The sequence below is a fragment of the Candidatus Pantoea floridensis genome (assembly GCF_900215435.1).
In the GTDB taxonomy this organism is placed as follows: Bacteria; Pseudomonadota; Gammaproteobacteria; order Enterobacterales; family Enterobacteriaceae; genus Pantoea; species Pantoea floridensis.
The window spans coordinates 2,283,142-2,309,371 of record NZ_OCMY01000001.1 but is presented as its reverse complement, the minus strand read 5'-3'; the positions used below and the strand labels follow the sequence as shown (position 1 = coordinate 2,309,371).

The following is a 26,230-nucleotide window of genomic DNA, read 5'->3' as shown; positions in this document are numbered from 1 at the left end:
TCCTCTAAAATTATTTGCTACGGCGACGTACGATAAATTTATCAGTACGCTTGTTGCTACGGGTCTTCTTACCTTTGGTCTGAACGCCCCACGGAGTTACCGGGTGCTTACCAAAGTTACGACCTTCACCACCACCGTGCGGGTGATCGACTGGGTTCATCGCAGTACCGCGAACGGTAGGACGAACACCACGCCAACGGGTTGCACCAGCTTTACCCAGTACGCGCAGCATGTGCTCAGAGTTGCCGACTTCGCCGAGAGTTGCACGACATTCGGATTCAACTTTGCGCATTTCGCCTGAACGCAGACGCAGGGTAACGTAGGAACCTTCACGCGCAACGATCTGCACGTAAGTACCGGCTGAGCGAGCAATCTGACCGCCTTTGCCTGGCTTCATTTCTACGTTATGAACGGTAGAACCCACCGGGATGTTACGCATCGGCAGGGTATTACCTGCTTTAATCGCAGCATCAACGCCAGATTGAATCTGATCGCCGGCTTTCAGGCCTTTAGGGGCCAGGATGTAACGGCGCTCGCCATCTTTATACAGAACCAGTGCGATGTTCGCAGAACGGTTCGGATCGTACTCAAGACGCTCAACAACTGCTGGGATACCATCTTTGTTGCGTTTGAAGTCAACAATACGGTAAGCCTGCTTGTGACCACCACCGATATGACGGGTAGTGATACGACCATTGTTGTTACGACCACCGGATTTGCTGTTTTTTTCTACCAGCGGGGCAAATGGTTTGCCCTTGTGCAGCTCTGGGTTCACCACTTTAACTACGTGACGACGACCCGGAGATGTCGGTTTACATTTAACAACTGCCATTGTCTTTCTCCTCCGACTTACTCAGCGCCGCCGACGAAGTCCAGATTCTGGCCTTCCTTCAGGGTGACGTAAGCTTTTTTCCAGTCGCTACGACGACCGATACGCTGTCCGTGACGCTTAACTTTCCCTTTAACGACCAGGGTGTTTACGTCTTTAACTTCTACTTCGAACAGTTTCTCAACAGCAGCAACGATCTCTGCTTTGGTCGCGTCTTTAGCAACTTTGAGAACGATGGTATTGGTTTTTTCCATCGCAGTAGATGCTTTTTCTGATACGTGCGGTGCACGCACTACTTTCAGCAGACGTTCTTCACGGATCATGCCAGCATCTCCTCAACTTGCTTAACTGCTTCCGCAGTCATAACGACTTTGTCGAAGGCGATCAGGCTAACTGGGTCGATGCCCGCTGCATCACGCACGTCAACCTTATACAGGTTACGCGCAGCCAGGAACAGATTCTCATCCAGTTCACCGGTGATGATCAGCACATCTTGCAGCGCCATGTCTTTCAGTTTCTGTACCAGCAGCTTAGTTTTAGGCGCTTCTACAGAGAACGTCTCGACAACGATCAGACGGTCCTGACGTACCAGCTCGGACAGAATGCTTTTCAGCGCGCCGCGGTACATCTTTTTATTAACTTTTTGACTGTGGTCCTGCGGACGCGCAGCGAAGGTCACGCCACCTGAACGCCAGATCGGGCTCTTAACAGAACCTGAACGCGCACGGCCGGTACCCTTCTGGCGCCAAGGCTTTTTGCCTGAACCAGTTACTTCAGCACGAGTTTTCTGCGCACGAGTACCCTGACGAGCACCTGCGGCATAAGCAACAACAACCTGGTGAACCAGCGCTTCGTTGAAATCACGACCGAAGGTAGTTTCGGAAACAGTCAGCGCGCTCTGCGCGTCTTTCAGTACTAATTCCATTGCTATCCCCTTACGCCTTCACAGCTGGTTTAACAATCAGATCGCACCCAGTTGCACCCGGGACGCCACCTTTGACCAGCAGCAGGTTGCGCTCAGCGTCAACACGTACTACTTCCAGGCTCTGAACGGTTACGCGCTCATTACCCAGCTGACCAGCCATTTTCTTGCCTTTGAACACTTTGCCCGGAGTCTGGTTCTGACCGATAGAACCCGGAACGCGGTGTGACAAGGAGTTACCGTGTGTAGCGTCCTGGGTACGGAAGTTCCAGCGCTTAACGGTACCTGCGAAACCTTTACCTTTAGAGGTACCGGTAACGTCTACTTTTTTAACGTCAGCGAAAATTTCAACACTGATGCTCTGGCCAACAGAGAACTCTTCACCTTCGGTGCGGAATTCCCACAGACCACGGCCAGCGTCAACGCCAGCTTTAGCAAAATGACCTGCTTCAGGCTTGCTCACACGGCTTGCTTTTTTAGCACCGGTGGTAACCTGGATAGCTTGGTAACCATCGTTGTCCAGGCCTTTGACCTGAGTAACGCGGTTTGCTTCAACTTCGATAACGGTTACTGGGATTGAAACGCCATCTTCAGTGAAGATGCGGGTCATACCCACTTTTTTACCGACTAAACCAATCATTGTATCAACCTCTCAATCGCTCGATGACCTGATTAACCCAGGCTGATCTGCACGTCAACACCGGCAGCCAGATCCAGACGCATCAGAGCATCAACGGTTTTTTCAGTTGGCTCAACGATGTCTACCAGACGCTTGTGAGTGCGGATTTCGTACTGATCACGCGCGTCTTTGTTAACGTGCGGAGAGATCAGAACGGTAAAACGCTCTTTGCGGGTTGGCAGCGGGATCGGACCACGTACCTGCGCACCAGTGCGCTTGGCAGTCTCAACGATTTCCGCGGTTGATTGATCGATCAGGCGATGATCAAACGCTTTAAGACGGATACGGATTCTTTGGTTCGACATGAGACCAAGGCTCCAAACATTTTATAAACGAAAAGAATTACTACCCGCATCCATTACGATTGATGGAGGAGTGTAATCGTTCAGCATATAACTCCACAATTGGGAGTATTGTCAGGCGATACATAGACAGCTATCCCCTGCGATTCTGCTCGAATCGCGCCGCACCAATATCGGCAGGCCCGCGCATTATACGTAAATCAGCTTAGGAAGCAACCCGTGTTGTGTTTTTAACCACATCATTCTCGCTTTGAAGACGAAAAAACCCGCGACAATCGTTTTAATTGCCGCGGGCTGGCGAGATATAGCTTGTTCAACATAACTCTAATGTTCGTTTTGTTCTTTTAGTTGAGACTGAAGATAGTTTTGCAAACCGATTTTTTGCACTAGCTCGAGTTCCGTTTCCAGCCAATCGATGTGCCCTTCCTCCTCCGTGAGAATCTCAATCATCATGTCCCGGCTGACATAATCATGAACTTTGTCCGCATATGCTATTGCTTCGCGCAAATCCTTTGCGCCTTCAAGTTCTAATGCTAAGTCAGACTGCAGCATTTCCGGGACATCTTCACCAATGCGTAATCGCCCGAGATCTTGCAAGTTAGGAATGCCTTCCAGAAATAAGATACGTTCGATGTACTTGTCGGCATGCTTCATTTCATCGATTGACTCGTGATACTCAACATCGTTGAGGCGTGTTAAACCCCAGTTCTTAAACATACGCGCATGAAGGAAGTACTGATTAATTGCAACCAGCTCATTCCCCAGCAATTTATTGAGATAACTTATGATTCTACCGTCGCCCTTCATTTTGCTTCCTCCGCTTCCAACTACATAAATCGTAGATGCGGATAGTGGGAAGTCAAAAAAACGCGACAGTTATTGTGGTTATTGCCCGTTGTGTCAGGCTATCTCTTTATACGGTGGTACGTTTTGCAGTTCATCTTCCATAATTTCCCGAGCAAAGCGCACACATTTTCCACACTGCTTACCAATCGGCACCAATTGGCGGAGCTGCTGCATGGATTTAGGCTGATAGCGGCGAACCACTTCTCGGAGGGTTTTATCACTCACGGCATTACACAAGCAGACGTACATTTACTGCGGACTCCCGTACAATTTATGATCAAATTGTAAATGAGAATTGTTTTTATTTCAAACCTGCCTTTTATGTGGATTTAGTCATAACAAAAATTTCAGGTAAAAAAAAAGAGCACCTAAGTGCTCTCTTTTATGCCGCGGAGGCTACCTTAGCAGCCTCCGACATTAACGCAATTAAGCGATAATTGTAGCAACAACACCCGCGCCAACAGTACGGCCGCCTTCACGGATAGCGAAGCGCAAACCTTCATCCATCGCGATTGGGTGGATCAGCTCAACGGTCATCTGAACGTTGTCGCCTGGCATTACCATTTCAACGCCTTCTGGCAGCTCAACGTTGCCGGTCACGTCAGTGGTACGGAAGTAGAACTGTGGACGGTAGCCTTTGAAGAACGGAGTATGACGGCCGCCTTCATCTTTAGACAGAACGTACACTTCTGAAGTGAACTTGGTATGCGGCTTGATGGTAGCCGGCTTAGCCAGAACCTGGCCACGCTGGATGTCTTCACGCTTGATACCACGCAGCAGAACGCCGCAGTTCTCGCCTGCTTGACCCTGGTCCAGCAGTTTACGGAACATTTCAACGCCGGTACAAGTAGACTTAACAGTCGCCTTGATACCAACGATTTCAACTTCGTCGCCCACTTTAACGATACCGCGCTCAACACGACCGGTAACAACGGTACCACGGCCAGAGATTGAGAATACGTCTTCGATTGGCAGCAGGAACGGCAGGTCGATTGCACGTACTGGCTCTGGGATGTAAGTATCCAGATGCTCAGCCAGCTCAATGATCTTAGCTTCCCACTCAGCGTCGCCTTCCAGCGCTTTCAGAGCAGAACCACGAACGATTGGAGTGTCGTCGCCTGGGAAGTCATATGCTGACAGCAGGTCACGTACTTCCATTTCAACCAGTTCCAGCAGCTCTTCGTCATCAACCATGTCGCACTTGTTCAGGAACACGATGATGTAAGGAACGCCAACCTGACGACCCAGCAGGATGTGCTCACGGGTCTGAGGCATAGGGCCGTCAGTCGCAGCAACAACCAGGATTGCGCCATCCATCTGCGCAGCACCGGTGATCATGTTTTTCACATAGTCGGCGTGGCCTGGGCAGTCAACGTGCGCATAGTGGCGAGTCGGGGTTTCATATTCAACGTGAGAAGTGTTGATGGTGATACCACGAGCTTTCTCTTCTGGCGCCTTATCGATTTCATCGAATTTGCTTGCCTTACCACCGTAGGTTTTAGCCAGAACGGTAGTGATTGCTGCAGTCAGGGTGGTTTTACCGTGGTCGACGTGACCGATGGTGCCCACGTTTACGTGCAGTTTGTTACGCTGAAATTGCTCTTTCGCCATGGCGATAATTCCTTACGTTGTGCCTTCATGATTCATGAAGGCATCAGTTAACATTTTTAAACCGTAGCTTATTTGCTACGAGCTTCAATAACGGCCTGAGCGACGTTGTTCGGCGCATCATCGTACTTCAGGAACTCCATGGAGTAAGAAGCACGGCCTTTGGTCAGAGAACGCAGCTGGGTTGCATATCCGAACATTTCAGACAGCGGAACTTCAGCATGGATCTGAACGCCAGTAGCGTTAGATTCCTGTCCTTTGAGCATACCACGACGACGGCTAAGGTCACCGATAACGTCACCGGTGTTCTCTTCCGGAGTCTCTACTTCAACCTTCATGATTGGCTCAAGCAGAACAGGCTGCGCTTTCTTAAAGCCATCTTTAAAGGCCAAAGAAGCGGCCAGTTTAAACGCCAGCTCAGAGGAGTCGACATCATGGTATGAACCGAAGTGCAGACGAACACCCAGATCAACTACCGGATAACCAGCCAGTGGACCTGATTTCAGCTGCTCCTGGATACCTTTATCAACCGCAGGGATGTATTCAGTTGGAATCACACCGCCCTTGATATCGTTGACAAATTCGTAACCTTTCGGGTTCACACCTGGTTCCAGCGGGTACATGTCGATAACAACATGACCGTACTGACCACGACCACCAGACTGCTTGGCGTGTTTACCTTCGATATCGGTAACTTTAGTACGAATCGCTTCGCGATAAGCTACCTGAGGTTTACCGACGTTCGCTTCAACGTTGAATTCACGCTTCATGCGGTCAACGATGATGTCGAGGTGCAGCTCACCCATACCGGCGATGATGGTCTGGTTAGATTCTTCATCAGTCCATACGCGGAATGATGGATCTTCTTTAGCCAGACGGCCCAGAGCAAGACCCATTTTTTCCTGGTCAGCTTTGGTTTTTGGCTCAACAGCGATAGAGATTACTGGCTCAGGGAATTCCATGCGCTCAAGAATGATGACGTTGTCTGGATCACACAGGGTGTCACCAGTGGTCACGTCTTTCAAGCCGATCGCCGCAGCGATATCGCCCGCACGAACTTCTTTGATCTCTTCACGTTTGTTGGCGTGCATCTGTACGATACGGCCCAGACGTTCGCGGTTTGACTTAACCGGGTTGAACACGGTGTCACCAGTGTTAACCACACCAGAGTAAACGCGGAAGAAGGTCAGGTTACCTACAAACGGGTCGGTAGCGATTTTAAACGCCAGTGCAGCAAACGGCTCATTGTCATCAGAGTGACGTTCAGCCGGAGTGTCTTTACCGTCGTCCAGCATACCGTTAATCGCGGTAACGTCAGTCGGTGCTGGCAGGTATTCAACAACCGCATCCAGCATCGCCTGAACACCTTTGTTCTTAAATGCAGAACCACAGGTTACCAGGATGATTTCGTTGTTCAGCACGCGCTTACGCAGAGAAGTTTTGATCTCTTCTTCAGTCAGCTCTTCGCCACCAAAGAATTTATCCATCAACTCATCAGAGCCTTCAGCTGCAGCTTCAACCAGTTTTGCACGCCATTCTTCGGCCAGTTCCTGCATATCCGCTGGGATATCTTCGTAAACGAAGGTGACGCCCTGATCGGCATCGTTCCAGTTAATAGCTTTCATTTTCACCAGGTCAACAACACCGGTGAATTTCTCTTCTGCGCCGATAGCCAGCTGAAGTGGAACTGGGTTTGCACCCAAGCGATCCTTCATCTGACCAACAACTTTCAGGAAGTTAGCACCCATGCGGTCCATTTTGTTAACGAACGCAATGCGTGGAACTTTATATTTGTTAGCCTGGCGCCATACGGTCTCAGACTGTGGCTGAACGCCACCAACTGCACAGTAAACCATTACTGCGCCATCAAGCACACGCATAGAACGCTCAACTTCGATGGTGAAGTCAACGTGTCCCGGGGTGTCGATGATGTTTACGTGGTGTGGTTCAAACTGCTTAGCCATACCAGACCAGTAACAGGTAGTCGCAGCAGAGGTAATGGTAATACCACGTTCCTGCTCCTGCTCCATCCAGTCCATGGTTGCTGCGCCGTCATGAACTTCACCGATTTTGTGGTTTACACCGGTGTAGAACAGAACGCGTTCGGTAGTTGTAGTCTTACCGGCGTCGATGTGCGCACTGATACCGATGTTACGGTAGCGCTCAATGGGTGTTTTACGAGCCATTTGATTCCTCTGTTTCTTAGACGTTCTAAGTTAAAAAAGCCCAGCAGGTGAGTCACTGGGACGCCCGCTGGGTTAATAACAACTACGTTGCTGTTACCAGCGGTAGTGTGCGAACGCCTTGTTGGCTTCTGCCATGCGGTGAACGTCTTCACGTTTCTTAACTGCAGTACCTTTGTTTTCTGCAGCATCAGAAAGTTCGTTCGCCAGGCGGAGAGCCATAGATTTATCACCGCGTTTACGAGCAGCTTCTACGATCCAACGCATTGCCAGGGCATTACGACGAACCGGACGGACTTCAACTGGAACCTGGTAGGTAGAACCACCAACGCGACGTGACTTAACTTCGACAGTCGGACGCACGTTTTCGAGAGCAACCTCGAACGCTTCCAGGCCATCTTTACCAGCGCGTTGAGCCAGGGTATCAAGCGCGGTATAGACGATAGATTCAGCAGTAGATTTTTTACCATCTACCATCAGGATATTTACAAATTTAGCCAGCAGCTCTGATCCGAACTTAGGATCCGGCAGAATTTTACGCTGACCAATGACGCGACGACGTGGCATGGAAATACTCCGTTGTTAATTCAGGATTGTCCAAAACTCTACGAGTTTAGTTTGACATTTAAGTTAAAACGTTTGGCCTTACTTAACGGAGAACCATTAAGCCTTTGGCTTCTTCACGCCGTATTTGGAGCGTGACTGCTTACGGTCTTTAACACCTGAGCAGTCCAGCGCGCCACGAACGGTGTGGTAACGCACACCTGGCAAGTCTTTAACACGACCGCCACGGATCAGGATCACGGAGTGCTCCTGCAGGTTATGACCTTCACCGCCGATATAGGAGGTAACTTCAAAACCGTTAGTCAAACGCACACGGCAAACTTTACGCAGTGCTGAGTTTGGTTTTTTAGGGGTGGTGGTGTACACACGAGTACAAACACCACGTTTCTGCGGGCAAGCTTCCAGCGCAGGCACGTTGCTCTTTGCAACTTTGCGTACGCGTGGTTTGCGAACCAGCTGGTTAACTGTTGCCATTAAATAGCTCCTGGGATTTAGCTTTTTGCTTCGTAAACACGTAATAAATCGCCTCGTATTACTACGAGGAGGCAGAATTTTAGGGCTGTGTCAAAAGGGTGTCAAGAAATAACCAGGTTTTCGCTCTTACCAGGCCACTTGTTGTTGATGCTTCGCTGTCAAGGCAACGAAACCAGTATAGTCCAAACGTGCTACTTTGGTCGAAATTTGCTCAACCAGGCCGCGCGCCACCACATCTTCTTCTAACACCCATAGCATGGCCGGCGTGGCATTGAGCTTGACTAACATCTGGCTGCCTGCAAGAGCCGCAGTCACGCCATCCTGCAATAAAAGCAGATCGTCACCTTCCTGTAATAGCAGCAGCAGGCTATCAATGTCGCATTGCCAGGGAGATTGCAGCAGCGTGAAGAGCATGATTGGTTCTCAGAATCGAATAATACGATGATAAGTAGCAAGCTTCGCGCGAAGCGCTGCGGCGTCCAGCACCTCAGCGGCCAGCACGCGCTCCGCAGTCAGACTTTGTCCACGCGCCTGCAGCGAATCAGCACAAACATAACACTGGTCAATATCGTACAGCGCCAGTACGCCAAAAGTGGCGATATAGTTGCGCGCCAGTATCTGCTCGGGCTGCTGACCAGGATTCAGTTGCATTACCCCATCACCGACAAAGAACAGGCCGATGTCTTCACTTAACGCACCTGTGGCCAACACAGCATCAAGCCCTTCCCTGCCGGCGCTACTGCCGTGCGGAGCCTGAGTAAAGAGAAAAGCGACACGGTTCATCAGAATTGCACCAGCCGATCGCAGCGAAGCGCGGCTTCCGCCAGGGCACCCAAACCGCTCAGTTCAAATCCCGGCTGCAAATTACTGCCCGGCAGTTGCAGGCGCGTCGCCTCCTGCGCATCGGTTACACCACGGCGCAACGCGGCCGCTACGCAGATATTCAGTGCGGTACCCCTTTCAGTACTCAGCTGCTGCCATTCACGCACCATATCGACCTCATCGCTGGCTGGTGCACTCAACTGGTTGGCGTTCAACACGCCTTCGCGATAGAAGAACACGCTCTCAAGCTGATGCCCAGCCTGCACCAGCGCACGTGCAAACAGCAACGCACTGCTGGCATGTTGGGTGCCGTAGGCTGGTCCGGTAACCAGCAAGGTGTAGCGCATTAGCGATCCTGCCCCTGAAAATCACCGCTTTTGAACTGGCGGATATAGAGGTAAACCGTATGCTTCGAGATATTGAGGCGATCGGCAACTTGGTTAATCGCATCTTTAATATCGAAAATGCCCTTTTCATACATATTGAGCACGATCTGGCGATTCTTCGCATTGTTAGAGACGTTACGGTCAGCGCTCACTTCTTCAATCGCGAACTCTAGCGTTTGCATGACCAGGTCTTCTACCGAACTGGCAAAATTAACGTTGGAATCAACCTGCTGCATTTCCGGTGGCATAAAGGTCGACATAATCTGCGAGAACGGCACGTCAAGGTTCATGTTGATACACAGCAGGCCAATCACGCGCTGTTGACGATTACGAATTGCAATGGTGACCGATTTCATCAGCACGCCGCTTTTCGCGCGTGTGAAGTAGGCTCTGGAAACATTGCTGTCTGCGCCATGCATATCGTGCAGCATACGCAGTGCCAAATCGGTAATCGGCGAGCCCACCTTGCGACCGGTGTGTTCACCGTTAGCGATGCGCACGGCTGAACATTTCAAATCTTCCAGAGAATGCAGCACGATTTCACAGTGCGAGCCAATCAGCATCGCAAGGCCATCAACAACGGCTTCGTAAGATTTGAGGATATCGAAATCGGCTTGCTCGAACGGACGCTGCTCCAGTAAATCGAAGTCAGTCAGTTCACCGGGATTGAATGGATTAGACATCGAAGACATTACCCTAAATGGCTGGAGCCTGTCTCGACAGCTTTGGGGCAGACTCATATGGTGATAGTTACGCAGGCGCTAGTCTGGCAAATGTCGCCCGCTTATGCCACACCTTTACTGTGCCTCTTCCAAATAAAAGACGCCGCCCGGAGGCGGCGTCATACAGCAAGTGCAAATTACTGCGCTTTCTGATCGGCTGCGACCGGAGCCTGCGCTTTCTCGTCGGCTTTCGGCGCCGGTTTGATGTCGAGCAGCTCAACATCGAACACCAGCGTGGAGTTTGCCGGAATACCCGGAACGCCATTTTTGCCATAAGCCAGATTCGGTGGGATCACCAGCTTGATTTTGCCGCCTTTCTTCACGTGCTTCAGACCTTCGGTCCAGCCAGGAATCACACCATCCAGACGGAACGACAGCGGCTCGCCACGGGTATAAGAGTTATCGAACTCAGTACCGTCAATCAGCGTACCCTTGTAGTTTACTACGACAGTGTCGCTGTCTTTTGGCGCGTTACCGGTACCTTCTTTCTCTACCTGATACAGCAGGCCAGATTCGGTTTTCTTCACGCCTTTTTCTTTGGCAAATTTATCTGCGTAAGCTGAACCCTTATCTGCGTTCTCTTTCGCATCTTTTTCCATCTTCTCTTGAGCGGCGCCTTTTACGCGACCCTCGAAGGCCTGCAGGGTTTGCTCGATCTCTTGATCAGAGAGTTTGCTTTTGCCACCAAATGCGTCCTGAACACCTGCGATCAACTGATCTTTATCCAGCTTGATGCCCAGTTTCTCTTGTTCCTTCAGAGAGTTGTCCATGTAGCGACCAAGGGAAGCGCCCAGCGCGTAAGCTGACTGCTGGTCTTCATTTTTGAAAGCAGCATTTTTTGGTGCTTGCGGCGCGGCCTGTGCAGCATCTGCTGCTGGAGCTGCGGCAGTTTCTGCTGCCATAGCCAGCGGTGCATTCAGCGCGACAGCCATGGTGGTAGCTAACAATGTGACTTTAAACAGTGATTTCATCCTTTCTCCAAAACCGAAGCCTCTCACCTCGGGAATCATTGCGGACTGAGGCCCACACTATAACTTTACGTGGCAGCGGCGAACACTCCCACAATGTAATTACCCGGTCAACCTCCGACCTTTTTTGCTTCAGGAAGTTTCATCAGAGATATAGGCGCTATGCGGCTTTTCAATGCAGTATGCCACTTAAAGGTAAAATATCAGGTGATTCTGAAGCCAAAGGCCGTAGAATCACGCCCGAAACAGCTTAACGCGTCGTACCGGCAGATGAGGAAAGATCATGCAATCAATAGAATGGGAACAACGCCTCGAGGCGCTGGAAAGCAAACTGGCTTTTCAGGAATACACCATCGATCAGCTCAATCAGACCGTGGTTCAGCATGAGCTGGAGATGATAAGACTGCGCGAGCAGGTTCGTCTGTTAGTGGATAAGGTGAAGGATAGCGCACCGTCGATGATCGCGTCGCAATCAGAAGAAACACCCCCGCCGCATTATTAAAAAAGAAAGGCCACCTAAAGGTGGCCTCGCAAAGCGTTACACTGATTAGTGGCTGCAGCCGCAACCGCCAGTGCCACAGCCGCCCTGGCCGTGATCGTGACCATGATCGTGGTCATGATCATGATGATGACCATCTGCACCATGCACGTGGCCGTGCGCCAGCTCTTCTTCGGTTGCTGCGCGAATCGCGACAACTTCCACATTGAAGTTCAGATTTTGACCAGCCAGCATGTGGTTACCATCAACCACAACGTGCTCATCTTCAACTTCGGTGATTTCAACCGGTACTGGGCCCTGATCGGTTTCTGCCAGGAAGCGCATGCCCACCTGCAGTTCGTCAACGCCCATAAACACGTCTTTTGGTACGCGCTGTACGAGGTTGTCATCGTACTGACCGTAAGCGTCATTTGCCGGGATATGCACGTCAAACTTATCGCCTACATCATGATTTTCCAGCGCTTTTTCCAGACCAGAAATCAGGGAACCATGACCGTGCAGATAGTCCAACGGTGCACTCACCGGTGACTCGTCAACCAACACACCGTCTTCGGTACGAACCTGATACGCCAGGCTCACCACCAGGTCTTTTGCTACTTTCATGATATCTCCTAACCGTTGAGAACTAAGATCCCGTCCCATTGGTCAATTTTGCGTGCAATAACCAACCAGAAAGGTTCAAGACTGAGGATGCCAATTGTGTCGTGACATACTGCTCAGCGTTAATGGCGCCGATTGTAGCGGAATTCAATCCCGCTGTAAGTTCAAGCTTAAAAAAAGCTGAGCCAATGCGCTACTCAGGATGAAAAATGCCGATCACTTGCTCATTGCTGCGAACCTGATCGCGCACTTGCTTATCGGCTTCACGCATCTGATGGCCGCACTCGACGCACTCCACCACATCAACATTGTTTTCACGCCACAATGCTAACGTGTCTTTCTCCTGGCAGTGCGGGCAAACCGCACCGGCAATAAATTGTTTTCGCATACTGTTTCCTGCCGTCGTTAAGGAACGGATAAATTAAGTATAGATCTACTCGTCATCCCAGCCGTCAAACTGGCGTTTTTCGTGCTGCATTTCGCGCTGGAAAATATCCTCTAACTCACGTCGGGCTTCACGCACACGCGAAACCTGCGCGCTGTCATCGTGGCTCGGCACCAGTTCGCGCAGCATACGCATATCCAGACGGCGGAAATGTTGCTGCGCGCGCTGCGCCTGATGCGGATGCATCCCTAGCGAAATCAACGTCTTGCGTCCCAGCTCAAGCGCACTGGAGAAAGTCTCACGCGAGAACAGCGTAACCCCTGCCTGCAGCAGTTCGTGTGCTTCAACACGACCACGCGCGCGCGCCAGAATTTCCAGCTGCGGAAAATGCTGCTGGCACAGGTGTACGATGGACATCGAATCTTCCGGATCGTTACAAGTAATGACGATGGATTGTGCATTCTCCGCGCCAGCTGCACGCAGCATCTCCAGCTCGGTGGCATCACCATAGTAAACCTTATAGCCATATTTACGCATCAGGCTCACCGCAGAGATATCGCGCTCCAGCACCGTAATGCGTTTGTTGTTAGCCATCAACAAACGACCCACTACCTGACCAAAACGCCCAAAGCCAACCACAATCACCTGTGGCTGATCGTCCTCAACAAAATGCTTCTCGGCATTCTCATCGGGCTCGTTAAAGCGGTGCGCGAGTAAACGATCTATGGCGTTCATCAGCAGCGGCGTGGTCATCATGGAGAGCGTTACCGTCACCAGCAGCAGCGGCATTTGGTCGCCGCTAAACATCTTCGCTGAAGATGCCGCAGAGAACAGCACAAAGGCAAACTCGCCGCCCTGGCTTAACACGCCGGCAAACTGTTGACGCTCTGAGCTGCGCAAGCCATAAATGCGCGCGAGCACATACAGCACCAGCGTTTTCACCGCGACCAGAATCACCACGCCCAGCAGAATTTCAACGATGTGGGTATAAAGCACGCCAAGGTTGAGCGCCATGCCTACTGAGATAAAGAACAGCCCCAGCAGCAGCCCTTTGAACGGTTCGATGGCGACTTCCAACTCGTGACGATATTCACTTTCCGCTAACAGAATACCCGCGATGAAGGTACCCAGCGCCATCGACAGGCCGAGCGCGTCCATAAACAGCGCCGATCCCAGTACCAGCAACAGCGACGCTGCGGTAAACACTTCACGCACGCCGGATGCCGCAATAAAACGCAGGATGGGACGCAACAGATAGCGACCACCAATCAGCATTCCGGCAAACGCCAGCACCTTCATGCCCACTTTCAGCCAGTCAACGTGACCGCTGTCGCCGCCTGCCAGCAGCGGCACCAACGCTAATGCCGGAATCACCGCTAAATCCTGGAACAGCAGCACCGAGAAGCCGAGCTGACCAGACTCACTGCGGTTCATGCCTTTGTCGCGCATCAGCTGTAGCGCCATGGCTGTCGATGACATGGCCAGACCAATCCCGCCAATCACTGCCGCCTGCCAGCTAAAGTCGGTGAGCCACAACAATCCCCCCAGAATCGCCGCCGAGATCAGCACCTGTGCTGCACCCACGCCAAATATTGAACGGCGCAGCGACCAGAGTTTCGAGGGATTCAGCTCAAGGCCGATAATGAACATCAGGAACACCACGCCAAGTTCGGAGAAGTGCAAAATCTCCTCAACGTCGCTGATGAAACCCAGGCCCCACGGACCGATGGCAATCCCCGCCAGCAGATAGCCCAACACCGCACCAATGCCGAGACGCGCCGCAATCGGCACGATCAGCACGGCCGCAACCAGATAGATCACGCCGGCCGTGAGTAACGTTTCGCCTTCCATCACACCCCTCCTTGCGGCAGCGGTGAAGCCAGCCAGTCGCCATATGCCCGCGCGAAATTACGCATCACTTCTGGCGTTTGGCGTCGCGCCCAGTAAATCACCATCGGCGTCATCCAGTGCATACGGCACATCTGCGCCGTCAGCTCAAAGGGACGCATAATGTCACTCATCGGATAACGATTCAGACCGCTATGATGATAAGCCGCTTCCGGTTCGCCAGTGGTCACCACGCTGCGCCAGTATTTGCCCTCCAGCGCATTGCCATCCGGGCCGCTGGCAAAACCGCGCGACAACACGCGATCCAGCCACTCCTTCAGCAGCGCCGGGCAGCTGTAGGTATAAAGTGGATGTTGGAAGACGATGATTTGATGCTCGCGCAGCAGCTGCTGCTCATAGTGAATATCAATAAAAAAATCCGGATAGTGGGCGTATAAATCGTGCACCGTGACGTGGTCCAGTTCCATAGCCGACTGCAGCAAAACCCGATTAGCAATCGAATCCTGTGATTCCGGATGGGCGTAAAGCAGCAAAATTTTGGGTGGCTGCGACATCGTTCCCCTCCAAAGCGTCGTCACGGCACAGGAATTCCGCTACCATGCTCGACGCAACAAACATTATCGAATTATGTTGCCGACAAATTAACATATTCTGACGATACGGCGCTTATGATTGTCTTTTCCGCACTACAAATTCGCCGCGGCACCAACGTGCTGCTGGATAACGCAACGGCCACCATCAACCCTGGGCAGAAAGTCGGCCTGGTGGGCAAAAACGGCTGCGGCAAATCGACGCTGCTGTCGTTGCTCAAGGGCGAAATCAGCAGCGATGCCGGCAACGCCACGTTCCCTAGCAACTGGGCGCTGGCGTGGGTCAACCAGGAAACCCCGGCGCTGAGCAAACCCGCGCTGGATTATGTTATCGATGGCGACCGCGAATATCGTCAGCTTGAATCTGAATTGGCCGATGCCAATGCGCGCAACGATGGCAACGCTATCGCGCTGCTGCACGGCAGGCTCGATGCCATTCAGGCGTGGAGCATACCTGCTCGCGCCTCCAGCTTGTTGCACGGTTTGGGCTTTAGCCAGGAACAATTAATGCGGCCGGTGAGCGATTTTTCCGGTGGCTGGCGTATGCGCCTCAACCTTGCCCAGGCGCTGGTGTGCCGTTCCGATCTGCTGCTGCTGGATGAACCGACTAACCACCTCGATCTCGATGCCGTAATCTGGCTGGAACGCTGGCTGAAAAGCTATGAAGGCACGTTAGTGCTGATTTCGCACGACCGCGACTTCCTCGATCCGGTGGTGGATAAGATCATCCACATCGAACAGCAGACGATGTTCGAATACACCGGTAACTACAGCTCGTTCGAGCGTCAGCGCGGCGCCAAACTGGCGCAACAGCAGGCGCTGTTCCAGAGCCAGCAGGAAAAAGTGGCGCACCTGCAGAAGTATATCGACCGCTTCCGCGCTCAGGCGACCAAAGCTAAGCAGGCGCAGAGCCGTATTAAAATGCTCGAGCGCATGGAGTTGATTGCGCCCGCGCACGTCGACAACCCGTTTAGCTTCAGCTTCCGCGCGCCGGAAAGTTTGCCGAATCCGTTGCTGAAAATGGAAAGAGTCACCGCCGGTTATGGCGAGCGTATCATTCTTGACGCCATCAAACTCAACCTGGTGCCAGGTTCACGCATTGGCCTGCTGGGCCGTAACGGCGCGGGTAAATCGACGCTAATTAAACTGTTAGCGGGCGAATTAGAAGCGCTGGATGGCAAAGTTGGCCTGGCGAAAGGTATCAAGCTTGGCTACTTCGCTCAGCATCAGCTGGAGTATCTGCGTGCCGATGAATCACCGCTGCAACATTTGTCCCGCATTGCGCCGAAAGTGCTCGAACAACAGCTGCGCGACTATCTGGGCGGCTTCGGCTTCCAGGGCGATAAAGTCAGCGAAATCACTGAACGTTTTTCCGGCGGTGAGAAAGCGCGTCTGGTGCTGGCCCTGATTGTCTGGCAGCGTCCGAACCTGCTGCTGCTCGATGAACCGACTAACCACCTCGATCTGGATATGCGTCAGGCACTGACCGAAGCGCTGATTGATTTTGAAGGCGCGCTGGTGGTGGTATCGCACGATCGTCATCTGCTGCGCGCCACCACCGACGATCTTTATCTGGTGCATGACGGCAAGGTCGATGTGTTTGAGGGCGATCTGGAAGATTATCAGCAGTGGCTGAGCGATGTGCAGAAGCAGCAGGCACAACAGGATGCCGCGCCGAAGCAGGATAACGGCAATAGCGCGCAATCCCGTAAAGATCAGAAGCGCCGCGACGCTGAACTGCGCGCACAAACCCAGCCGCTGCGTAAAGAGATCGAGAAGCTTGAGAAGCAGATGGCGAAGTGGCAGAGCCAGTTGAGCGATGCTGAAGCGCAATTGGCCGACAGCGCGATTTACGATCAGAGCCGCAAAGCCGATTTGAATGTGGCATTGCAGCGTCAGGCAGAAAGTAAGGCCGCGCTGGAAGAGGTCGAAATGGCATGGCTCGATGCGCAGGAACAGCTGGAGCAGATGCTGGCACAGTGATGTACGACGCCCTCACCCCAGCCCTCTCCCGCAAGCGGTAGAGGGAGCCGATCGAGCATAAATTCAATACAGAGCACCACCTAAACATTCCCTCTCCCGCCTGCGGGAGAGGGTTAGGGTGAGGGCCAGCCTTAAACCGGCTTATCCCCCAACACCGTCGCGCGATGCATCACCCGCCGCGCTGGATAATAATCCGCGTTCGCATAATGTTGCGTTACGCGGTTATCCCAGATCGCCACATCATTCTCCTGCCAGCGCCAGCGCACCTGAAACTCAGGCTTAGCGGTGTGCCAGAACAGGAAGTTGAGAATCGCCTCGCTCTCTTTTTCGCTCAGTCCCAGCAAACGCGTAGTAAAACCTTCGTTCACAAACAGCGCTTTGCGTCCGCTGACCGGATGCGTGCGAATCACCGGATGCTGCACCGGCGGATTTTTCGCCACCGCCTGCTGCCAGCGCTGGTGCTCCTCTTCCGTTTTGCGGTATTTGTACTCCTGGAACGACTTTTTAAAATCGTGTTCCGCCTGTAATCCACTTAACAGCTGCTTAAACGGCTCAGACAGCGCTTCATACGCCGCAATCCCGCTAGACCACAAGGTGTCACCGCCGCTTTCTGGCAGCAGCTTCGAAGCCAGAATGGCAATTGCCGGCGGCGTTTCAATAAAGGTGACATCGGTGTGCCAGTTGTCGTTATCCGGCGGGTTGTCCTGATGCGTATCCAGCACAATGATCTCTTCCACACCCTCGGCATGTGGATAAACCGGATGGATATGCAGATCGCCAAAGCGAATCGCCAACGCACGCTGCTGCTCAGGGGTAATCACCTGATTACGCAAGAAAAGCACCTGATGGCGCAGCAGGCCGTGATAAAGCTGCTCAAACTGGGCATCACTCAGCGGACGACTGAGATCGACATCGCTGACCTGCGCCCCGATATACGGGCCCAGAGCGGTAAAAGTAAGACGTTCGTTCATTGCTGTTCTCCATTCCAGGGCGTCAGGCGGCGCTGCAACGCGCGCAGACCCAGTTCTAAGCCAAAGGCAATCAGGGCAATTACGGCGATACCGGCCAGCACCACATCGGTGGCGAGAAACTCACCGGCCGACTGCACCATAAAGCCGAGCCCGCGCGTAGCGGCAATCAGTTCGGCCGCGACCAGCGTTGACCAACCTACGCCGAGACCAATCCGCAAGCCGGTGAGGATTTCCGGCAGCGCGCCGGGCAGAATCACAAAACGCAGCAGCTGCCAGCGCGAGGCACCCAGCGCCTGCGCAGCGCGAATTCGCACCTGCTGCGCATTCTTCACTCCCGCCAACGTCGATAACGTCACCGGGGCGAAAATCGCCAGATAAATCAGTAAAATTTTTGAGGTTTCGCCGATGCCGAACCAAATCACCATCAGCGGCAGATACGCCAGCGGTGGCACCGGACGATAAAGCTCAATGAGCGGATCCAGCAGGCCGCGAATCGAGGGGCTCAAGCCCATCGCAATACCAACCGGAATGCCAATCAGCGCGGCAAAGAATAGCGCCACCAGCATACGCGCCAGGCTGGCACCTAAGTGCTGCCAAAGCGTAGCGTCCATAAAGCCTTGCGGGCTGGCAATTAATATCAGTTTTTGCAGCACCACCTGCGGCGGCGGTAAAAACAGCGGCGCAATTAAACCGAGCGCCGTGATGCCCCACCACAGCAACAGCAGCACGCCTACGCTCAGCAAACTGAGAGAGAACTGGCGGGAAAATGGCCAGCGCAGTCCGCGACGACGCGTTTGGGTTTTCTCATCAATCACCGCACTCATAGGAACGCCTCGCGCTGGGAAAAGACCTGGTTCAACACATATTCCCGACGTTCGATAAACGCCGGGTCGGATTTAATAGCGCGGCACGGTTCCCCGGCGGCGAAGCGCTGGCCAAAATCGAGCTTCAGGCGTTCCACTACGCGGCCCGGGCCGGGTGACAGCAGAACTAATTCACTGGCAAGGAACACCGCTTCTTCGATGTCATGGGTGATCAACAGAATCTGCTTGCCGGTATCACGCCACAGCGTCAGCAGCAGGGTTTGCATCTGTTCACGGGTAAACGCATCCAGCGCGCCAAACGGCTCATCTAACAGCAGCAGCTGAGGATCAGCCGCCAGCGCACGCGCAATGCCCACGCGCTGACGTTGACCCCCAGAGAGCTGCCAGATAAAACGCTTCTCTGCACCTTCAAGTCCTACTTTGCGGATTAAACGGCGTGCAATGTTATGGCGCTCCGCCTTCGCCATCCCCGCCAGTTGCAAGCCGAACGCAACGTTATCAATCACGTTACGCCACGGCAGCAAACCTTCATTTTGAAACACCACGCCGCGCTCGGCGCCCGGCCCTTGCACCGCTTTGCCATCCAGCGTAATGCTGCCGGATTCAAGTGGCAGAAAGCCGGCGATGAGATTCAGCAGCGTGGTTTTGCCACAGCCGGAGGGGCCCAGCACCACCAGCAGATCGCGGCTGCCCAGCTGCAGATTGATATCCTGCAGCGCGGGTTGACCGGCGTAACGCGCATTGAGATGGGTGATGTTGAGCATACGGCCTCCGTTATTTCGCTAAGGGTGCAACGAATCGCGTGGTGACGAAGCTGCTGTAATCGCTGTCGGCCTCAGGTACTTTGCCCTGCTCTTTCAGGAAGTTTGCGGTATCAACAATCGCTTTGTTTACCGGCTTACCGAGCTGCTCGACCTGCTGTTGCGCAGTCAGGTACGTGTTGCCTTTTACCAGCACCGGCACATCCCCTTCAGGAACGCCGCTCAGGCGCGCCAGCTTGCTCAAATTGTCTGGCTGCTTCAGCCATTGATCTGGATTCGCGATGTAAGCCTGCTGCGCTTCAACGGCGCTGCGGGCAAACGCGGTGACGATTTCCGGATGCTGCTGCGCGAAATCTTTACGCACTACCCAGACGTCCAGCGTTGGTGCGCCCCATTTGCCCACCTGCGAAGAGTCGGTCAGGACATTGCCATCTTTCTCCAGCTCATTTACCGCCGGAGACCACACGTAGGCGCCATCAATGTCACCGCGTTTCCAGGCGGCAATAATCGCCGGTGGCTGCAGATTCACTAACGTCACCTGCGAAGGCTTGATGCCCCAATGTTTCAGCGCGGCGAGGAAACTGTAATGGGTGGTAGAGATGAAGGGCACGGCGATGCGCTTGCCGATCAGATCTTTGGGATCCTTGATGGTTTTCTTCACCACCAGCGCTTCGGAGTTACCGAGCTGGGAGGCCAGCAGGAAAGCTTCAATCGGCAGTTTTTGCGTGGCGGCGACAGCCAGCGGGCTGGAGCCGATATTACCGATTTGAACATCGCCCGACGCCAGCGCACGCAGCACGCTGGCACCGCTATCGAATTTACGCCAGTCAACCGTCGCGCCGCTCTCTTTGGCGAAGGTGTTATCTGCCTGTGCCACTTTGGCTGGTTCAGCCGACGTTTGATACGCCACGGTGACATTGACCGCCTGCGCCTGGAACGCCATCAGGGCCAAAGCCGCAGCCACCGCCGTTATTGTTTTTTTCGTTGCCATCATCACTCACCCCAATGTGTTTTTGTGAGGGCAGTTTCTCCAGCGACAGTAGTTTCATAAAGGAATTAAAAATTATCCCTAATGACGATCCGTTCTTAGATCAACATCGGGCAAGCCTATGCAAAAAGCGCAAATACAAAGAACAGGCGAAATGATAAATATGTCACGCGCTCACATTAGGACTGTGATATTGATAGACTTCTCATTTTTCCTCATCTCCTACAAACGGTCCTAATCCATGTCGATTGAGAAAGTCGCGCACTTAGCGGGTGTGTCAAAAGCCACGGTTTCACGGGTTTTGAACCACAATCCCGGCGTGCGTCCGGATACGCGCGCCAAAGTGCTCGCGGCCATCGACATTTGTGATTACCAGCCAAATTTACTGGCGCGACAATTGCGCACTGCTCAAAGCCATATGCTGCTGGTACTGATTCCCGACATTACCAATCCGTTCTGCTCCCGCGTGGTTCAGGGCATTGAGGCCGAAGCCGAAGCGCAGGGCTATCACATCCTGCTGTGCAATTCCGGATCGCAGCTGCGGCGCGAAGCGGCCTACATTGCGCTGCTGACCGGTAAAGTGGTGGATGGCGTGATCACCATGGATGCGGCGGCGTGCTTGCAAGAGCTGAAAGAGCTGATTGGCGATGCGCCCTGGGTGCAGTGTGCCGAATACGATCCCTCAATCGCGGCATCCAGCGTGGCGATTGATAATAAAGAAGCCGCATTCGAAACCGTGTGTTACCTGGCGAGCAAAGGCCGCCGGCGTATTGCGCTGGTGAATTGCGATATGCGCTACCTCTATTCACATCAGCGTGAAGAGGGCTATCGCAATGCACTGGAAAAACTGGACCTTAATTGGGGCAGCGTGGCCTATGCGGAAAACGTTTCGTGCGACGCGGGCAGCGCGGCGTTGCGCGAGCTGCTAATGCTGCCTGAGCGCCCTGATGCGGTGTTTGCGGTTTCGGATGTGCTGGCGGTTGGCGTGATTCATGCGGCTTTGGAAGCGGGTTTGCGCGTGCCAGAAGACTTAGCGGTGGTGGGATTTGATGGCATCAACTTTACCAGCAGTCTGAATCCGCCGCTGACGACCATCGAGCAGCCGATGAATCGCATGGGCGCGCGTAGCGTACAACTGTTATTGAATCGGATTCGCCAGCCAAACTCGCCGGTGGTGCATGAGGTATTGCCCTGGAAGCGCGTCGAGCGCGCTTCCAGTTAACTCAGCGCCAGATCAGCAACACGCAGGCGGCGGTAAGCAAGCCCATTGCCAGATTGAAGATTTTCCATGCGCGCGGGCTGCGCAGCAGACGTCCAATCAGCGAACCAAAGCCCATCCAAATCACGCCAGAGACCACGTTTACCATCGCCATGCCGATGCTAATCGCCACCACTGAATGAAGATATTGGCTACCAGCAAGGCTGAAGCTGGCAACCGCACCCAGCGCCATCAGCCAGGCTTTCGGATTGATCAACTGCAACAAGCCGCCTTGCCAGAACGGCATCTGCTTCACATTGACGTCATCGGTTTCCAGCTTTTCATATTCAGCGGTGGCGATTTTCCACGCCAGCCACAGCAGATAAAGGCTACCGGCAATCTTCAGAATCAGATGAAGCGAAGGATAAAGCAGGATGAGACCGCCGATGCCAAATGCCACCATCAGCAACATGACTTGCATGCCAATCATGATACCAATGAGCAGCGGTATGGTGCGCAGGAAGCCAAAATTAGCACCAGAGGCGGTAAGTAACATATTATTGGGCCCGGGCGTGATGGCTGCGACCCAAAGAAAACCTAACATTGATAAAAAAAGACTCAGTTCCATGTATATTCGGGTGCTCCTCACCCAGTAAAGCGAACAACCCATCGAAGCTATCAGCGACTTATGCATCAGACAAGCCTTTACCCAAGCTATTTTGATCGCCCCAGCGGCGAGCGCTTTAAACCACTGCGCGGATTCACTAACGCGCATCTGCAAACGCTGCTGCCGCGCATTTTACGCCGCCGCGTTACCCTACGCCCGCACTGGCAGCGTCTTGACCTGCCCGACGGTGATTTTGTTGATTTAGCGTGGAGCGAAGATCCGGCGCAGGCACGTCACAAGCCGCGCATGGTGATGTTTCACGGTTTGGAAGGCAGTTTCCGCAGCCCTTATGCGCATGGCTTGATGCAGGCGTGCCAGGCGCGTGGTTGGCTGGCGGTGGTCATGCACTTTCGCGGCTGTAGCGGCGAGCCGAATCGCCTGGAGCGCATCTATCACTCCGGTGAAACCGAGGACGCCACCTATTTCCTGCACTGGCTGCAGCGTGAATGGGGAACCGTACCGACCGCTGCGGTTGGCGTTTCGCTGGGCGGTAACATGCTGGCTTGCCTGCTGGGCTTGCAAGGTAATGATGTACCCATCGACGCTGCCATCGCCATTTCGGCACCGCTGGCGTTGGAGCCATGCAGCACCAAGCTGGATGTCGGCTTCTCACGTTTCTATCAATACTATTTACTGACGCAGCTGAAAAAGAACGCCACGCGCAAATTACATGCCTGGCCCGGCACGCTGCCGGTCGATCTCAGCCAGCTGCGCGCTTTTCGCCGTCTGCGTGAATTTGATGATGCAATAACCGCTCGCGCGCACGGTTTTGTTGATGCCAACGACTATTATCAACGTGCCAGCGCCATGCCGCTGCTGACCCGCGTACGCAAACCGCTGCTGATCATCCATGCACAAGACGATCCTTTTATGACCGATGCTGTGATCCCGCGCCCTGAGCAGCTGTCAGCCTCCATTCAATATCAACTGACGCAGCAAGGCGGCCACGTAGGTTTTGTGGGTGGCACCTTACTCAAACCGAAAATGTGGCTAGAACAGCGCGTGCCCGACTGGCTCTCAACTTATCTGGATGTGCAATTGTGATTATTCCGTGGCAAGAACTAGAAGCAGAAACGCTGGAAAACCTGATTGAAACTTTCGTGCTGCGCGAAGGCACCGATTACGGCGAGCAGGAACGAAGCCTGATGCAAAAAGTGGCCGACGTGCGCCGTCAGCTGGAGCGCGGCGACGTGGTGCTGGTATGGTCGGAGCTGCATGAATCCATCAACATCATGCCGAAGGGTGAATTTCGCGGCTGATGCACCCAGCGGCAATTCGTGGTAACAATGCTCATCGCCGGACTTCACAGGGAGCTCTGTTATGTCAGCCAGGCATCCAATTATTGCCGTCACCGGTTCTAGCGGCGCCGGAACCACTACCACCAGCCTCGCCTTCCGCAAGATTTTCCAGCAGCTGAATCTGCATGCGGCGGAAGTCGAAGGCGACAGTTTCCATCGCTACACGCGTCCAGAAATGGACATGGCGATCCGTAAGGCGCGCGACCTCGGTCGCCATATTAGCTATTTCGGCCCGGAAGCGAATGACTTCGGCCTGTTAGAGCAGACGTTCAAACACTACGGTAAAACCGGGCTGGGCGAATCGCGTAAATATCTGCATACCTATGATGAAGCGGTACCGTGGAATCAGGTCCCGGGCACCTTCACGCCGTGGCAACCGCTGCCGGAAAACACCGATGTGTTGTTCTATGAAGGCCTGCACGGCGGCGTTGTCACGCAGCAGCAGAATGTGGCAGAACATGTTGATCTGCTGGTTGGCGTGGTGCCGATTGTTAATCTCGAGTGGATTCAGAAGCTGGTGCGCGACACCGGCGAGCGCGGCCATTCACGCGAAGCGGTAATGGATTCAGTGGTGCGTTCGATGGAGGATTACATTAACTTCATCACGCCACAGTTCTCGCGCACGCACATTAACTTCCAGCGCGTGCCGACCGTCGATACCTCAAATCCGTTTGCCGCACGGGAAATCCCGTCATTGGATGAGAGCTTCGTGGTGATCCATTTCCGTGGCTTAGAAGGGATTGCGTTCCCCTATCTGCTGGCGATGATTCAGGGATCGTTTATCTCCCACATTAATACGCTGGTGGTACCCGGCGGGAAAATGGGATTAGCAATGGAGCTGATTATGCTGCCGCTGGTGCAACGACTGATTGAAGGGAAGCGGATTGAATAAGAGTGATAGGTCGCCATTAATGGCGACACTACGAAATGAGCGCGTTTGTAGGGTGCGCATTAATGCGCACCTGGAAACATCAACGTTCGATCACTTCATAGCTATGGGTGATTTCCACGCCTTTGCCCAGCATGATCGCCACCGAGCAATATTTTTCCGCTGACAAATCAACCGCGCGGGAAACCGCCTTATCACTCAACGCTTTGCCGCTGACAATAAAATGCAGGTTGATGTGGGTAAAAATGCGCGGTGCTTCTTCGCGGCGTTCAGAGGTGAGTTTCACTTCGCAATCGGCCACATCGCTGCGCCCTTTTTGCAGAATCGAGACCACATCAATGGCGCTGCAACCCCCTGCTGCCATTAACACCATCTCCATTGGACTTGGCGCTTTATCACCGGAATTCCCGTCCATTAACACCTGATGTCCGGATGAGGATTCTCCGAGAAAGGTAAGACCTTCCACCCATTTCACTCGTGCCTGCATGATTCTTTCTCCTGAAGCGGCGGTTTTGCCGCCAGAGTACGCTTTCACCTGATAAACAGCAATCCAGACTATTCCCCCGTTTGCTGAAGCGAGACAACACAAGACAGCTCGCAAAAGCTGTGCTACAAACAGTGCTGAAAATATTTTCGTCGTTACAGACGAAGGCGGGAAGAATCAAAAGCGTAGCTTAAGAATGACCCGGAATAATTTTTCCATTACTGGAAACGCTCGACGATTAAACCGCCTGACAGGGAAAAAATGCCCCCTGTATTTTGGGCACGATTACAACAGAGGATAATAGCGAATGGTTCTCGGCAAACCGCAAACAGACCCTACACTCGAATGGTTCCTGTCCCATTGCCATATTCACAAATATCCGTCCAAAAGCACGCTCATCCATCAGGGTGAGAAAGCGGAAACGCTGTACTACATCGTGAAAGGTTCCGTAGCGGTACTGATTAAAGATGAAGAAGGCAAAGAGATGATTCTCTCCTACCTCAATCAGGGAGATTTCATCGGCGAACTCGGTCTTTTCGAAGAAGGCCAGGAACGTAGTGCCTGGGTGCGTGCGAAGTCTGCCTGTGAAGTGGCTGAAATTTCCTACAAAAAATTCCGTCAGCTGATTCAGGTAAACCCGGATATTTTAATGCGACTTTCGTCGCAAATGGCGCGTCGTCTGCAAGTGACATCAGAGAAAGTGGGCAACCTTGCTTTCCTTGACGTAACAGGACGTATCGCGCAAACGCTGCTTAATCTGGCTAAACAGCCAGATGCGATGACTCACCCAGACGGCATGCAAATTAAAATCACCCGTCAGGAGATTGGTCAGATCGTGGGCTGCTCACGCGAAACCGTGGGTCGTATCCTGAAAATGCTGGAAGATCAGAATCTGATCTCTGCACACGGTAAAACCATCGTCGTCTACGGCACCCGCTAA

General features: G+C 53.2%; 33 protein-coding genes. 7 read left to right on the top strand and 26 right to left on the bottom strand.

All coding sequences use genetic code 11. The features are described from left to right. Positions 1–10: 10 nt before the first annotated feature. From rplB to fkpA, 16 genes are all read right to left on the bottom strand, one after another. On the bottom strand, positions 11–832 hold the full coding sequence (gene rplB, locus CRO19_RS10820; protein WP_007891654.1) for a 50S ribosomal protein L2: 822 nt from the start codon (positions 830–832) through the stop codon (positions 11–13). 17 nt (positions 833–849) lie between these two features. Further along, on the bottom strand, positions 850–1,152 hold the full coding sequence (gene rplW, locus CRO19_RS10815) for a 50S ribosomal protein L23 (protein WP_007891652.1): 303 nt from the start codon (positions 1,150–1,152) through the stop codon (positions 850–852). Further along, positions 1,149–1,754, bottom strand: coding sequence for a 50S ribosomal protein L4 (gene rplD, locus CRO19_RS10810; RefSeq protein WP_007891650.1), 606 nt, complete (start codon positions 1,752–1,754; stop codon positions 1,149–1,151). Before rplD ends, rplW begins: the two co-directional genes overlap by 4 nt. A gap of 10 nt (positions 1,755–1,764) precedes the next feature. Then, complete coding sequence (gene rplC / locus CRO19_RS10805) at positions 1,765–2,391, bottom strand: 50S ribosomal protein L3 (RefSeq protein WP_097095831.1); 627 nt, start codon at positions 2,389–2,391, stop codon at positions 1,765–1,767. A gap of 32 nt (positions 2,392–2,423) precedes the next feature. Beyond that, positions 2,424–2,735, bottom strand: coding sequence for a 30S ribosomal protein S10 (gene rpsJ, locus CRO19_RS10800; RefSeq protein ID WP_006120582.1), 312 nt, complete (start codon positions 2,733–2,735; stop codon positions 2,424–2,426). Positions 2,736–3,056: 321 nt separating this feature from the next. Continuing rightward, complete coding sequence (bfr, locus tag CRO19_RS10795) at positions 3,057–3,539, bottom strand: bacterioferritin (RefSeq protein WP_097095830.1); 483 nt, start codon at positions 3,537–3,539, stop codon at positions 3,057–3,059. A 93-nt stretch (positions 3,540–3,632) separates the two neighbouring features. Further along, a complete protein-coding gene (bfd, locus tag CRO19_RS10790) occupies positions 3,633–3,827 on the bottom strand; it encodes a bacterioferritin-associated ferredoxin (protein ID WP_097095829.1) in 195 nt (64 codons plus the stop codon). Positions 3,828–4,004: 177 nt separating this feature from the next. Further along, on the bottom strand, positions 4,005–5,189 hold the full coding sequence (gene tuf, locus CRO19_RS10785; protein ID WP_097095828.1) for an elongation factor Tu: 1,185 nt from the start codon (positions 5,187–5,189) through the stop codon (positions 4,005–4,007). Between the two features lie 68 nt (positions 5,190–5,257). Continuing rightward, entirely contained in the window at positions 5,258–7,372 is a 2,115-nt protein-coding gene (gene fusA, locus CRO19_RS10780; protein WP_097095827.1) for an elongation factor G, read from the bottom strand. A gap of 93 nt (positions 7,373–7,465) precedes the next feature. After that, entirely contained in the window at positions 7,466–7,936 is a 471-nt protein-coding gene (gene rpsG, locus CRO19_RS10775) for a 30S ribosomal protein S7 (protein WP_007886246.1), read from the bottom strand. Between the two features lie 96 nt (positions 7,937–8,032). Beyond that, positions 8,033–8,407 (bottom strand): 30S ribosomal protein S12, encoded by a 375-nt coding sequence (gene rpsL, locus CRO19_RS10770; RefSeq protein WP_006120575.1) that lies wholly within the window; start codon positions 8,405–8,407, stop codon positions 8,033–8,035. A 126-nt stretch (positions 8,408–8,533) separates the two neighbouring features. Further along, positions 8,534–8,821, bottom strand: a complete 288-nt coding sequence (gene tusB / locus CRO19_RS10765; protein WP_097095826.1) for a sulfurtransferase complex subunit TusB — start codon at positions 8,819–8,821, stop codon at positions 8,534–8,536. A gap of 9 nt (positions 8,822–8,830) precedes the next feature. Further along, positions 8,831–9,190: a sulfurtransferase complex subunit TusC gene (tusC, locus tag CRO19_RS10760; protein ID WP_097095825.1), complete on the bottom strand. Its 360-nt coding sequence runs from the start codon at positions 9,188–9,190 to the stop codon at positions 8,831–8,833. Beyond that, positions 9,190–9,576: a sulfurtransferase complex subunit TusD gene (tusD, locus tag CRO19_RS10755; protein ID WP_097095824.1), complete on the bottom strand. Its 387-nt coding sequence runs from the start codon at positions 9,574–9,576 to the stop codon at positions 9,190–9,192. Before tusD ends, tusC begins: the two co-directional genes overlap by 1 nt. Beyond that, the gene (locus tag CRO19_RS10750; RefSeq protein WP_097095823.1) at positions 9,576–10,298 is read right to left on the bottom strand and encodes a helix-turn-helix transcriptional regulator; all 723 of its coding nucleotides are present in this window, start codon (positions 10,296–10,298) and stop codon (positions 9,576–9,578) included. The genes tusD and CRO19_RS10750 overlap by 1 nt, the downstream gene beginning before the upstream one ends. A gap of 176 nt (positions 10,299–10,474) precedes the next feature. Beyond that, complete coding sequence (gene fkpA, locus CRO19_RS10745) at positions 10,475–11,308, bottom strand: FKBP-type peptidyl-prolyl cis-trans isomerase (protein ID WP_097095822.1); 834 nt, start codon at positions 11,306–11,308, stop codon at positions 10,475–10,477. Positions 11,309–11,588: 280 nt separating this feature from the next. Here fkpA and CRO19_RS10740 point away from each other — a divergent pair, with 280 nt between their 5' ends. Then, positions 11,589–11,807, top strand: a complete 219-nt coding sequence (locus CRO19_RS10740) for a protein SlyX (RefSeq protein WP_097095821.1) — start codon at positions 11,589–11,591, stop codon at positions 11,805–11,807. 45 nt (positions 11,808–11,852) lie between these two features. Here CRO19_RS10740 and slyD read toward each other — a convergent pair whose 3' ends face one another. The 4 genes from slyD to kefG form a co-directional block, all read right to left on the bottom strand. Next, the gene (slyD, locus tag CRO19_RS10735) at positions 11,853–12,407 is read right to left on the bottom strand and encodes a peptidylprolyl isomerase (protein WP_049851962.1); all 555 of its coding nucleotides are present in this window, start codon (positions 12,405–12,407) and stop codon (positions 11,853–11,855) included. 190 nt (positions 12,408–12,597) lie between these two features. Next, positions 12,598–12,792, bottom strand: coding sequence for a YheV family putative zinc ribbon protein (locus tag CRO19_RS10730; RefSeq protein ID WP_007892203.1), 195 nt, complete (start codon positions 12,790–12,792; stop codon positions 12,598–12,600). A 45-nt stretch (positions 12,793–12,837) separates the two neighbouring features. Continuing rightward, positions 12,838–14,640 carry a glutathione-regulated potassium-efflux system protein KefB gene (gene kefB, locus CRO19_RS10725; RefSeq protein ID WP_097095820.1) on the bottom strand — a complete coding sequence of 601 codons (1,803 nt, stop codon included), beginning with the start codon at positions 14,638–14,640 and terminating at the stop codon, positions 12,838–12,840. Continuing rightward, positions 14,640–15,191, bottom strand: coding sequence for a glutathione-regulated potassium-efflux system ancillary protein KefG (gene kefG, locus CRO19_RS10720; protein WP_097095819.1), 552 nt, complete (start codon positions 15,189–15,191; stop codon positions 14,640–14,642). Before kefG ends, kefB begins: the two co-directional genes overlap by 1 nt. Positions 15,192–15,305: 114 nt before the next feature. Between kefG and CRO19_RS10715 the strand changes: the two genes are divergently transcribed. After that, entirely contained in the window at positions 15,306–17,210 is a 1,905-nt protein-coding gene (locus tag CRO19_RS10715; RefSeq protein WP_097095818.1) for an ABC transporter ATP-binding protein, read from the top strand. A 131-nt stretch (positions 17,211–17,341) separates the two neighbouring features. Here CRO19_RS10715 and tauD read toward each other — a convergent pair whose 3' ends face one another. Genes tauD through tauA form a run of 4 tightly spaced genes read right to left on the bottom strand, consistent with a single transcriptional unit; the run spans position 17,342 to position 20,760 of the window. Further along, positions 17,342–18,181 carry a taurine dioxygenase gene (gene tauD / locus CRO19_RS10710; RefSeq protein WP_097095817.1) on the bottom strand — a complete coding sequence of 280 codons (840 nt, stop codon included), beginning with the start codon at positions 18,179–18,181 and terminating at the stop codon, positions 17,342–17,344. After that, positions 18,178–19,005 (bottom strand): taurine ABC transporter permease TauC, encoded by an 828-nt coding sequence (gene tauC / locus CRO19_RS10705; protein ID WP_097095816.1) that lies wholly within the window; start codon positions 19,003–19,005, stop codon positions 18,178–18,180. The genes tauD and tauC overlap by 4 nt, the downstream gene beginning before the upstream one ends. Next, positions 19,002–19,769 (bottom strand): taurine ABC transporter ATP-binding subunit, encoded by a 768-nt coding sequence (tauB, locus tag CRO19_RS10700; RefSeq protein WP_097095815.1) that lies wholly within the window; start codon positions 19,767–19,769, stop codon positions 19,002–19,004. Before tauB ends, tauC begins: the two co-directional genes overlap by 4 nt. Positions 19,770–19,779: 10 nt before the next feature. Beyond that, positions 19,780–20,760, bottom strand: a complete 981-nt coding sequence (gene tauA / locus CRO19_RS10695) for a taurine ABC transporter substrate-binding protein (protein WP_097095814.1) — start codon at positions 20,758–20,760, stop codon at positions 19,780–19,782. A 235-nt stretch (positions 20,761–20,995) separates the two neighbouring features. On the opposite strand from tauA, the gene CRO19_RS10690 reads away from it, so the two are divergent. Continuing rightward, positions 20,996–21,976 (top strand): LacI family DNA-binding transcriptional regulator, encoded by a 981-nt coding sequence (locus CRO19_RS10690; protein ID WP_097095813.1) that lies wholly within the window; start codon positions 20,996–20,998, stop codon positions 21,974–21,976. A 1-nt stretch (position 21,977) separates the two neighbouring features. On the opposite strand, the gene CRO19_RS10685 is transcribed toward CRO19_RS10690, so the two are convergent. After that, positions 21,978–22,580 (bottom strand): LysE family translocator, encoded by a 603-nt coding sequence (locus CRO19_RS10685; RefSeq protein ID WP_097095812.1) that lies wholly within the window; start codon positions 22,578–22,580, stop codon positions 21,978–21,980. A 60-nt stretch (positions 22,581–22,640) separates the two neighbouring features. On the opposite strand from CRO19_RS10685, the gene CRO19_RS10680 reads away from it, so the two are divergent. The 3 genes from CRO19_RS10680 (at position 22,641) to CRO19_RS10670 (ending at position 24,809) form a co-directional block, all read left to right on the top strand. Next, entirely contained in the window at positions 22,641–23,663 is a 1,023-nt protein-coding gene (locus CRO19_RS10680) for a hydrolase (protein ID WP_097095811.1), read from the top strand. Then, positions 23,660–23,878: a YheU family protein gene (locus CRO19_RS10675; protein WP_097095810.1), complete on the top strand. Its 219-nt coding sequence runs from the start codon at positions 23,660–23,662 to the stop codon at positions 23,876–23,878. The genes CRO19_RS10680 and CRO19_RS10675 overlap by 4 nt, the downstream gene beginning before the upstream one ends. A 61-nt stretch (positions 23,879–23,939) precedes the next feature. Next, positions 23,940–24,809, top strand: a complete 870-nt coding sequence (locus CRO19_RS10670) for a phosphoribulokinase (RefSeq protein ID WP_097095809.1) — start codon at positions 23,940–23,942, stop codon at positions 24,807–24,809. 79 nt (positions 24,810–24,888) lie between these two features. On the opposite strand, the gene CRO19_RS10665 is transcribed toward CRO19_RS10670, so the two are convergent. Next, positions 24,889–25,293, bottom strand: a complete 405-nt coding sequence (locus CRO19_RS10665) for an OsmC family protein (RefSeq protein WP_097095808.1) — start codon at positions 25,291–25,293, stop codon at positions 24,889–24,891. A gap of 304 nt (positions 25,294–25,597) precedes the next feature. On the opposite strand from CRO19_RS10665, the gene crp reads away from it, so the two are divergent. Continuing rightward, complete coding sequence (gene crp / locus CRO19_RS10660) at positions 25,598–26,230, top strand: cAMP-activated global transcriptional regulator CRP (RefSeq protein WP_003852956.1); 633 nt, start codon at positions 25,598–25,600, stop codon at positions 26,228–26,230.

Excerpts from the sequence above, each read along its gene's own strand:
- tauC (WP_097095816.1), bottom strand. The coding sequence starts at position 19,005 with ATGAGTGCGGTGATTGATGAGAAAACCCAAACGCGTCGTCGCGGACTG.
- rplB (WP_007891654.1), bottom strand. The coding sequence starts at position 832 with ATGGCAGTTGTTAAATGTAAACCGACATCTCCGGGTCGTCGTCACGTA.
- rplW (WP_007891652.1), bottom strand. The coding sequence starts at position 1,152 with ATGATCCGTGAAGAACGTCTGCTGAAAGTAGTGCGTGCACCGCACGTA.
- bfd (WP_097095829.1), bottom strand. The coding sequence starts at position 3,827 with ATGTACGTCTGCTTGTGTAATGCCGTGAGTGATAAAACCCTCCGAGAA.
- rpsL (WP_006120575.1), bottom strand. The coding sequence starts at position 8,407 with ATGGCAACAGTTAACCAGCTGGTTCGCAAACCACGCGTACGCAAAGTT.
- tauB (WP_097095815.1), bottom strand. The coding sequence starts at position 19,769 with ATGCTCAACATCACCCATCTCAATGCGCGTTACGCCGGTCAACCCGCG.
- rplD (WP_007891650.1), bottom strand. The coding sequence starts at position 1,754 with ATGGAATTAGTACTGAAAGACGCGCAGAGCGCGCTGACTGTTTCCGAA.
- rpsG (WP_007886246.1), bottom strand. The coding sequence starts at position 7,936 with ATGCCACGTCGTCGCGTCATTGGTCAGCGTAAAATTCTGCCGGATCCT.
- kefG (WP_097095819.1), bottom strand. The coding sequence starts at position 15,191 with ATGTCGCAGCCACCCAAAATTTTGCTGCTTTACGCCCATCCGGAATCA.
- tusC (WP_097095825.1), bottom strand. The coding sequence starts at position 9,190 with ATGAACCGTGTCGCTTTTCTCTTTACTCAGGCTCCGCACGGCAGTAGC.
- fusA (WP_097095827.1), bottom strand. The coding sequence starts at position 7,372 with ATGGCTCGTAAAACACCCATTGAGCGCTACCGTAACATCGGTATCAGT.
- tauD (WP_097095817.1), bottom strand. The coding sequence starts at position 18,181 with ATGAACGAACGTCTTACTTTTACCGCTCTGGGCCCGTATATCGGGGCG.
- tuf (WP_097095828.1), bottom strand. The coding sequence starts at position 5,189 with ATGGCGAAAGAGCAATTTCAGCGTAACAAACTGCACGTAAACGTGGGC.
- CRO19_RS10665 (WP_097095808.1), bottom strand. The coding sequence starts at position 25,293 with ATGCAGGCACGAGTGAAATGGGTGGAAGGTCTTACCTTTCTCGGAGAA.
- CRO19_RS10685 (WP_097095812.1), bottom strand. The coding sequence starts at position 22,580 with ATGGAACTGAGTCTTTTTTTATCAATGTTAGGTTTTCTTTGGGTCGCA.
- CRO19_RS10670 (WP_097095809.1), top strand. The coding sequence starts at position 23,940 with ATGTCAGCCAGGCATCCAATTATTGCCGTCACCGGTTCTAGCGGCGCC.
- tusB (WP_097095826.1), bottom strand. The coding sequence starts at position 8,821 with ATGCTCTTCACGCTGCTGCAATCTCCCTGGCAATGCGACATTGATAGC.
- CRO19_RS10690 (WP_097095813.1), top strand. The coding sequence starts at position 20,996 with ATGTCGATTGAGAAAGTCGCGCACTTAGCGGGTGTGTCAAAAGCCACG.
- bfr (WP_097095830.1), bottom strand. The coding sequence starts at position 3,539 with ATGAAGGGCGACGGTAGAATCATAAGTTATCTCAATAAATTGCTGGGG.
- CRO19_RS10740 (WP_097095821.1), top strand. The coding sequence starts at position 11,589 with ATGCAATCAATAGAATGGGAACAACGCCTCGAGGCGCTGGAAAGCAAA.
- fkpA (WP_097095822.1), bottom strand. The coding sequence starts at position 11,308 with ATGAAATCACTGTTTAAAGTCACATTGTTAGCTACCACCATGGCTGTC.
- kefB (WP_097095820.1), bottom strand. The coding sequence starts at position 14,640 with ATGGAAGGCGAAACGTTACTCACGGCCGGCGTGATCTATCTGGTTGCG.
- tusD (WP_097095824.1), bottom strand. The coding sequence starts at position 9,576 with ATGCGCTACACCTTGCTGGTTACCGGACCAGCCTACGGCACCCAACAT.
- CRO19_RS10715 (WP_097095818.1), top strand. The coding sequence starts at position 15,306 with ATGATTGTCTTTTCCGCACTACAAATTCGCCGCGGCACCAACGTGCTG.
- CRO19_RS10750 (WP_097095823.1), bottom strand. The coding sequence starts at position 10,298 with ATGTCTAATCCATTCAATCCCGGTGAACTGACTGACTTCGATTTACTG.
- rpsJ (WP_006120582.1), bottom strand. The coding sequence starts at position 2,735 with ATGTCGAACCAAAGAATCCGTATCCGTCTTAAAGCGTTTGATCATCGC.
- rplC (WP_097095831.1), bottom strand. The coding sequence starts at position 2,391 with ATGATTGGTTTAGTCGGTAAAAAAGTGGGTATGACCCGCATCTTCACT.
- tauA (WP_097095814.1), bottom strand. The coding sequence starts at position 20,760 with ATGATGGCAACGAAAAAAACAATAACGGCGGTGGCTGCGGCTTTGGCC.
- CRO19_RS10680 (WP_097095811.1), top strand. The coding sequence starts at position 22,641 with ATGCATCAGACAAGCCTTTACCCAAGCTATTTTGATCGCCCCAGCGGC.
- crp (WP_003852956.1), top strand. The coding sequence starts at position 25,598 with ATGGTTCTCGGCAAACCGCAAACAGACCCTACACTCGAATGGTTCCTG.
- CRO19_RS10730 (WP_007892203.1), bottom strand. The coding sequence starts at position 12,792 with ATGCGAAAACAATTTATTGCCGGTGCGGTTTGCCCGCACTGCCAGGAG.
- slyD (WP_049851962.1), bottom strand. The coding sequence starts at position 12,407 with ATGAAAGTAGCAAAAGACCTGGTGGTGAGCCTGGCGTATCAGGTTCGT.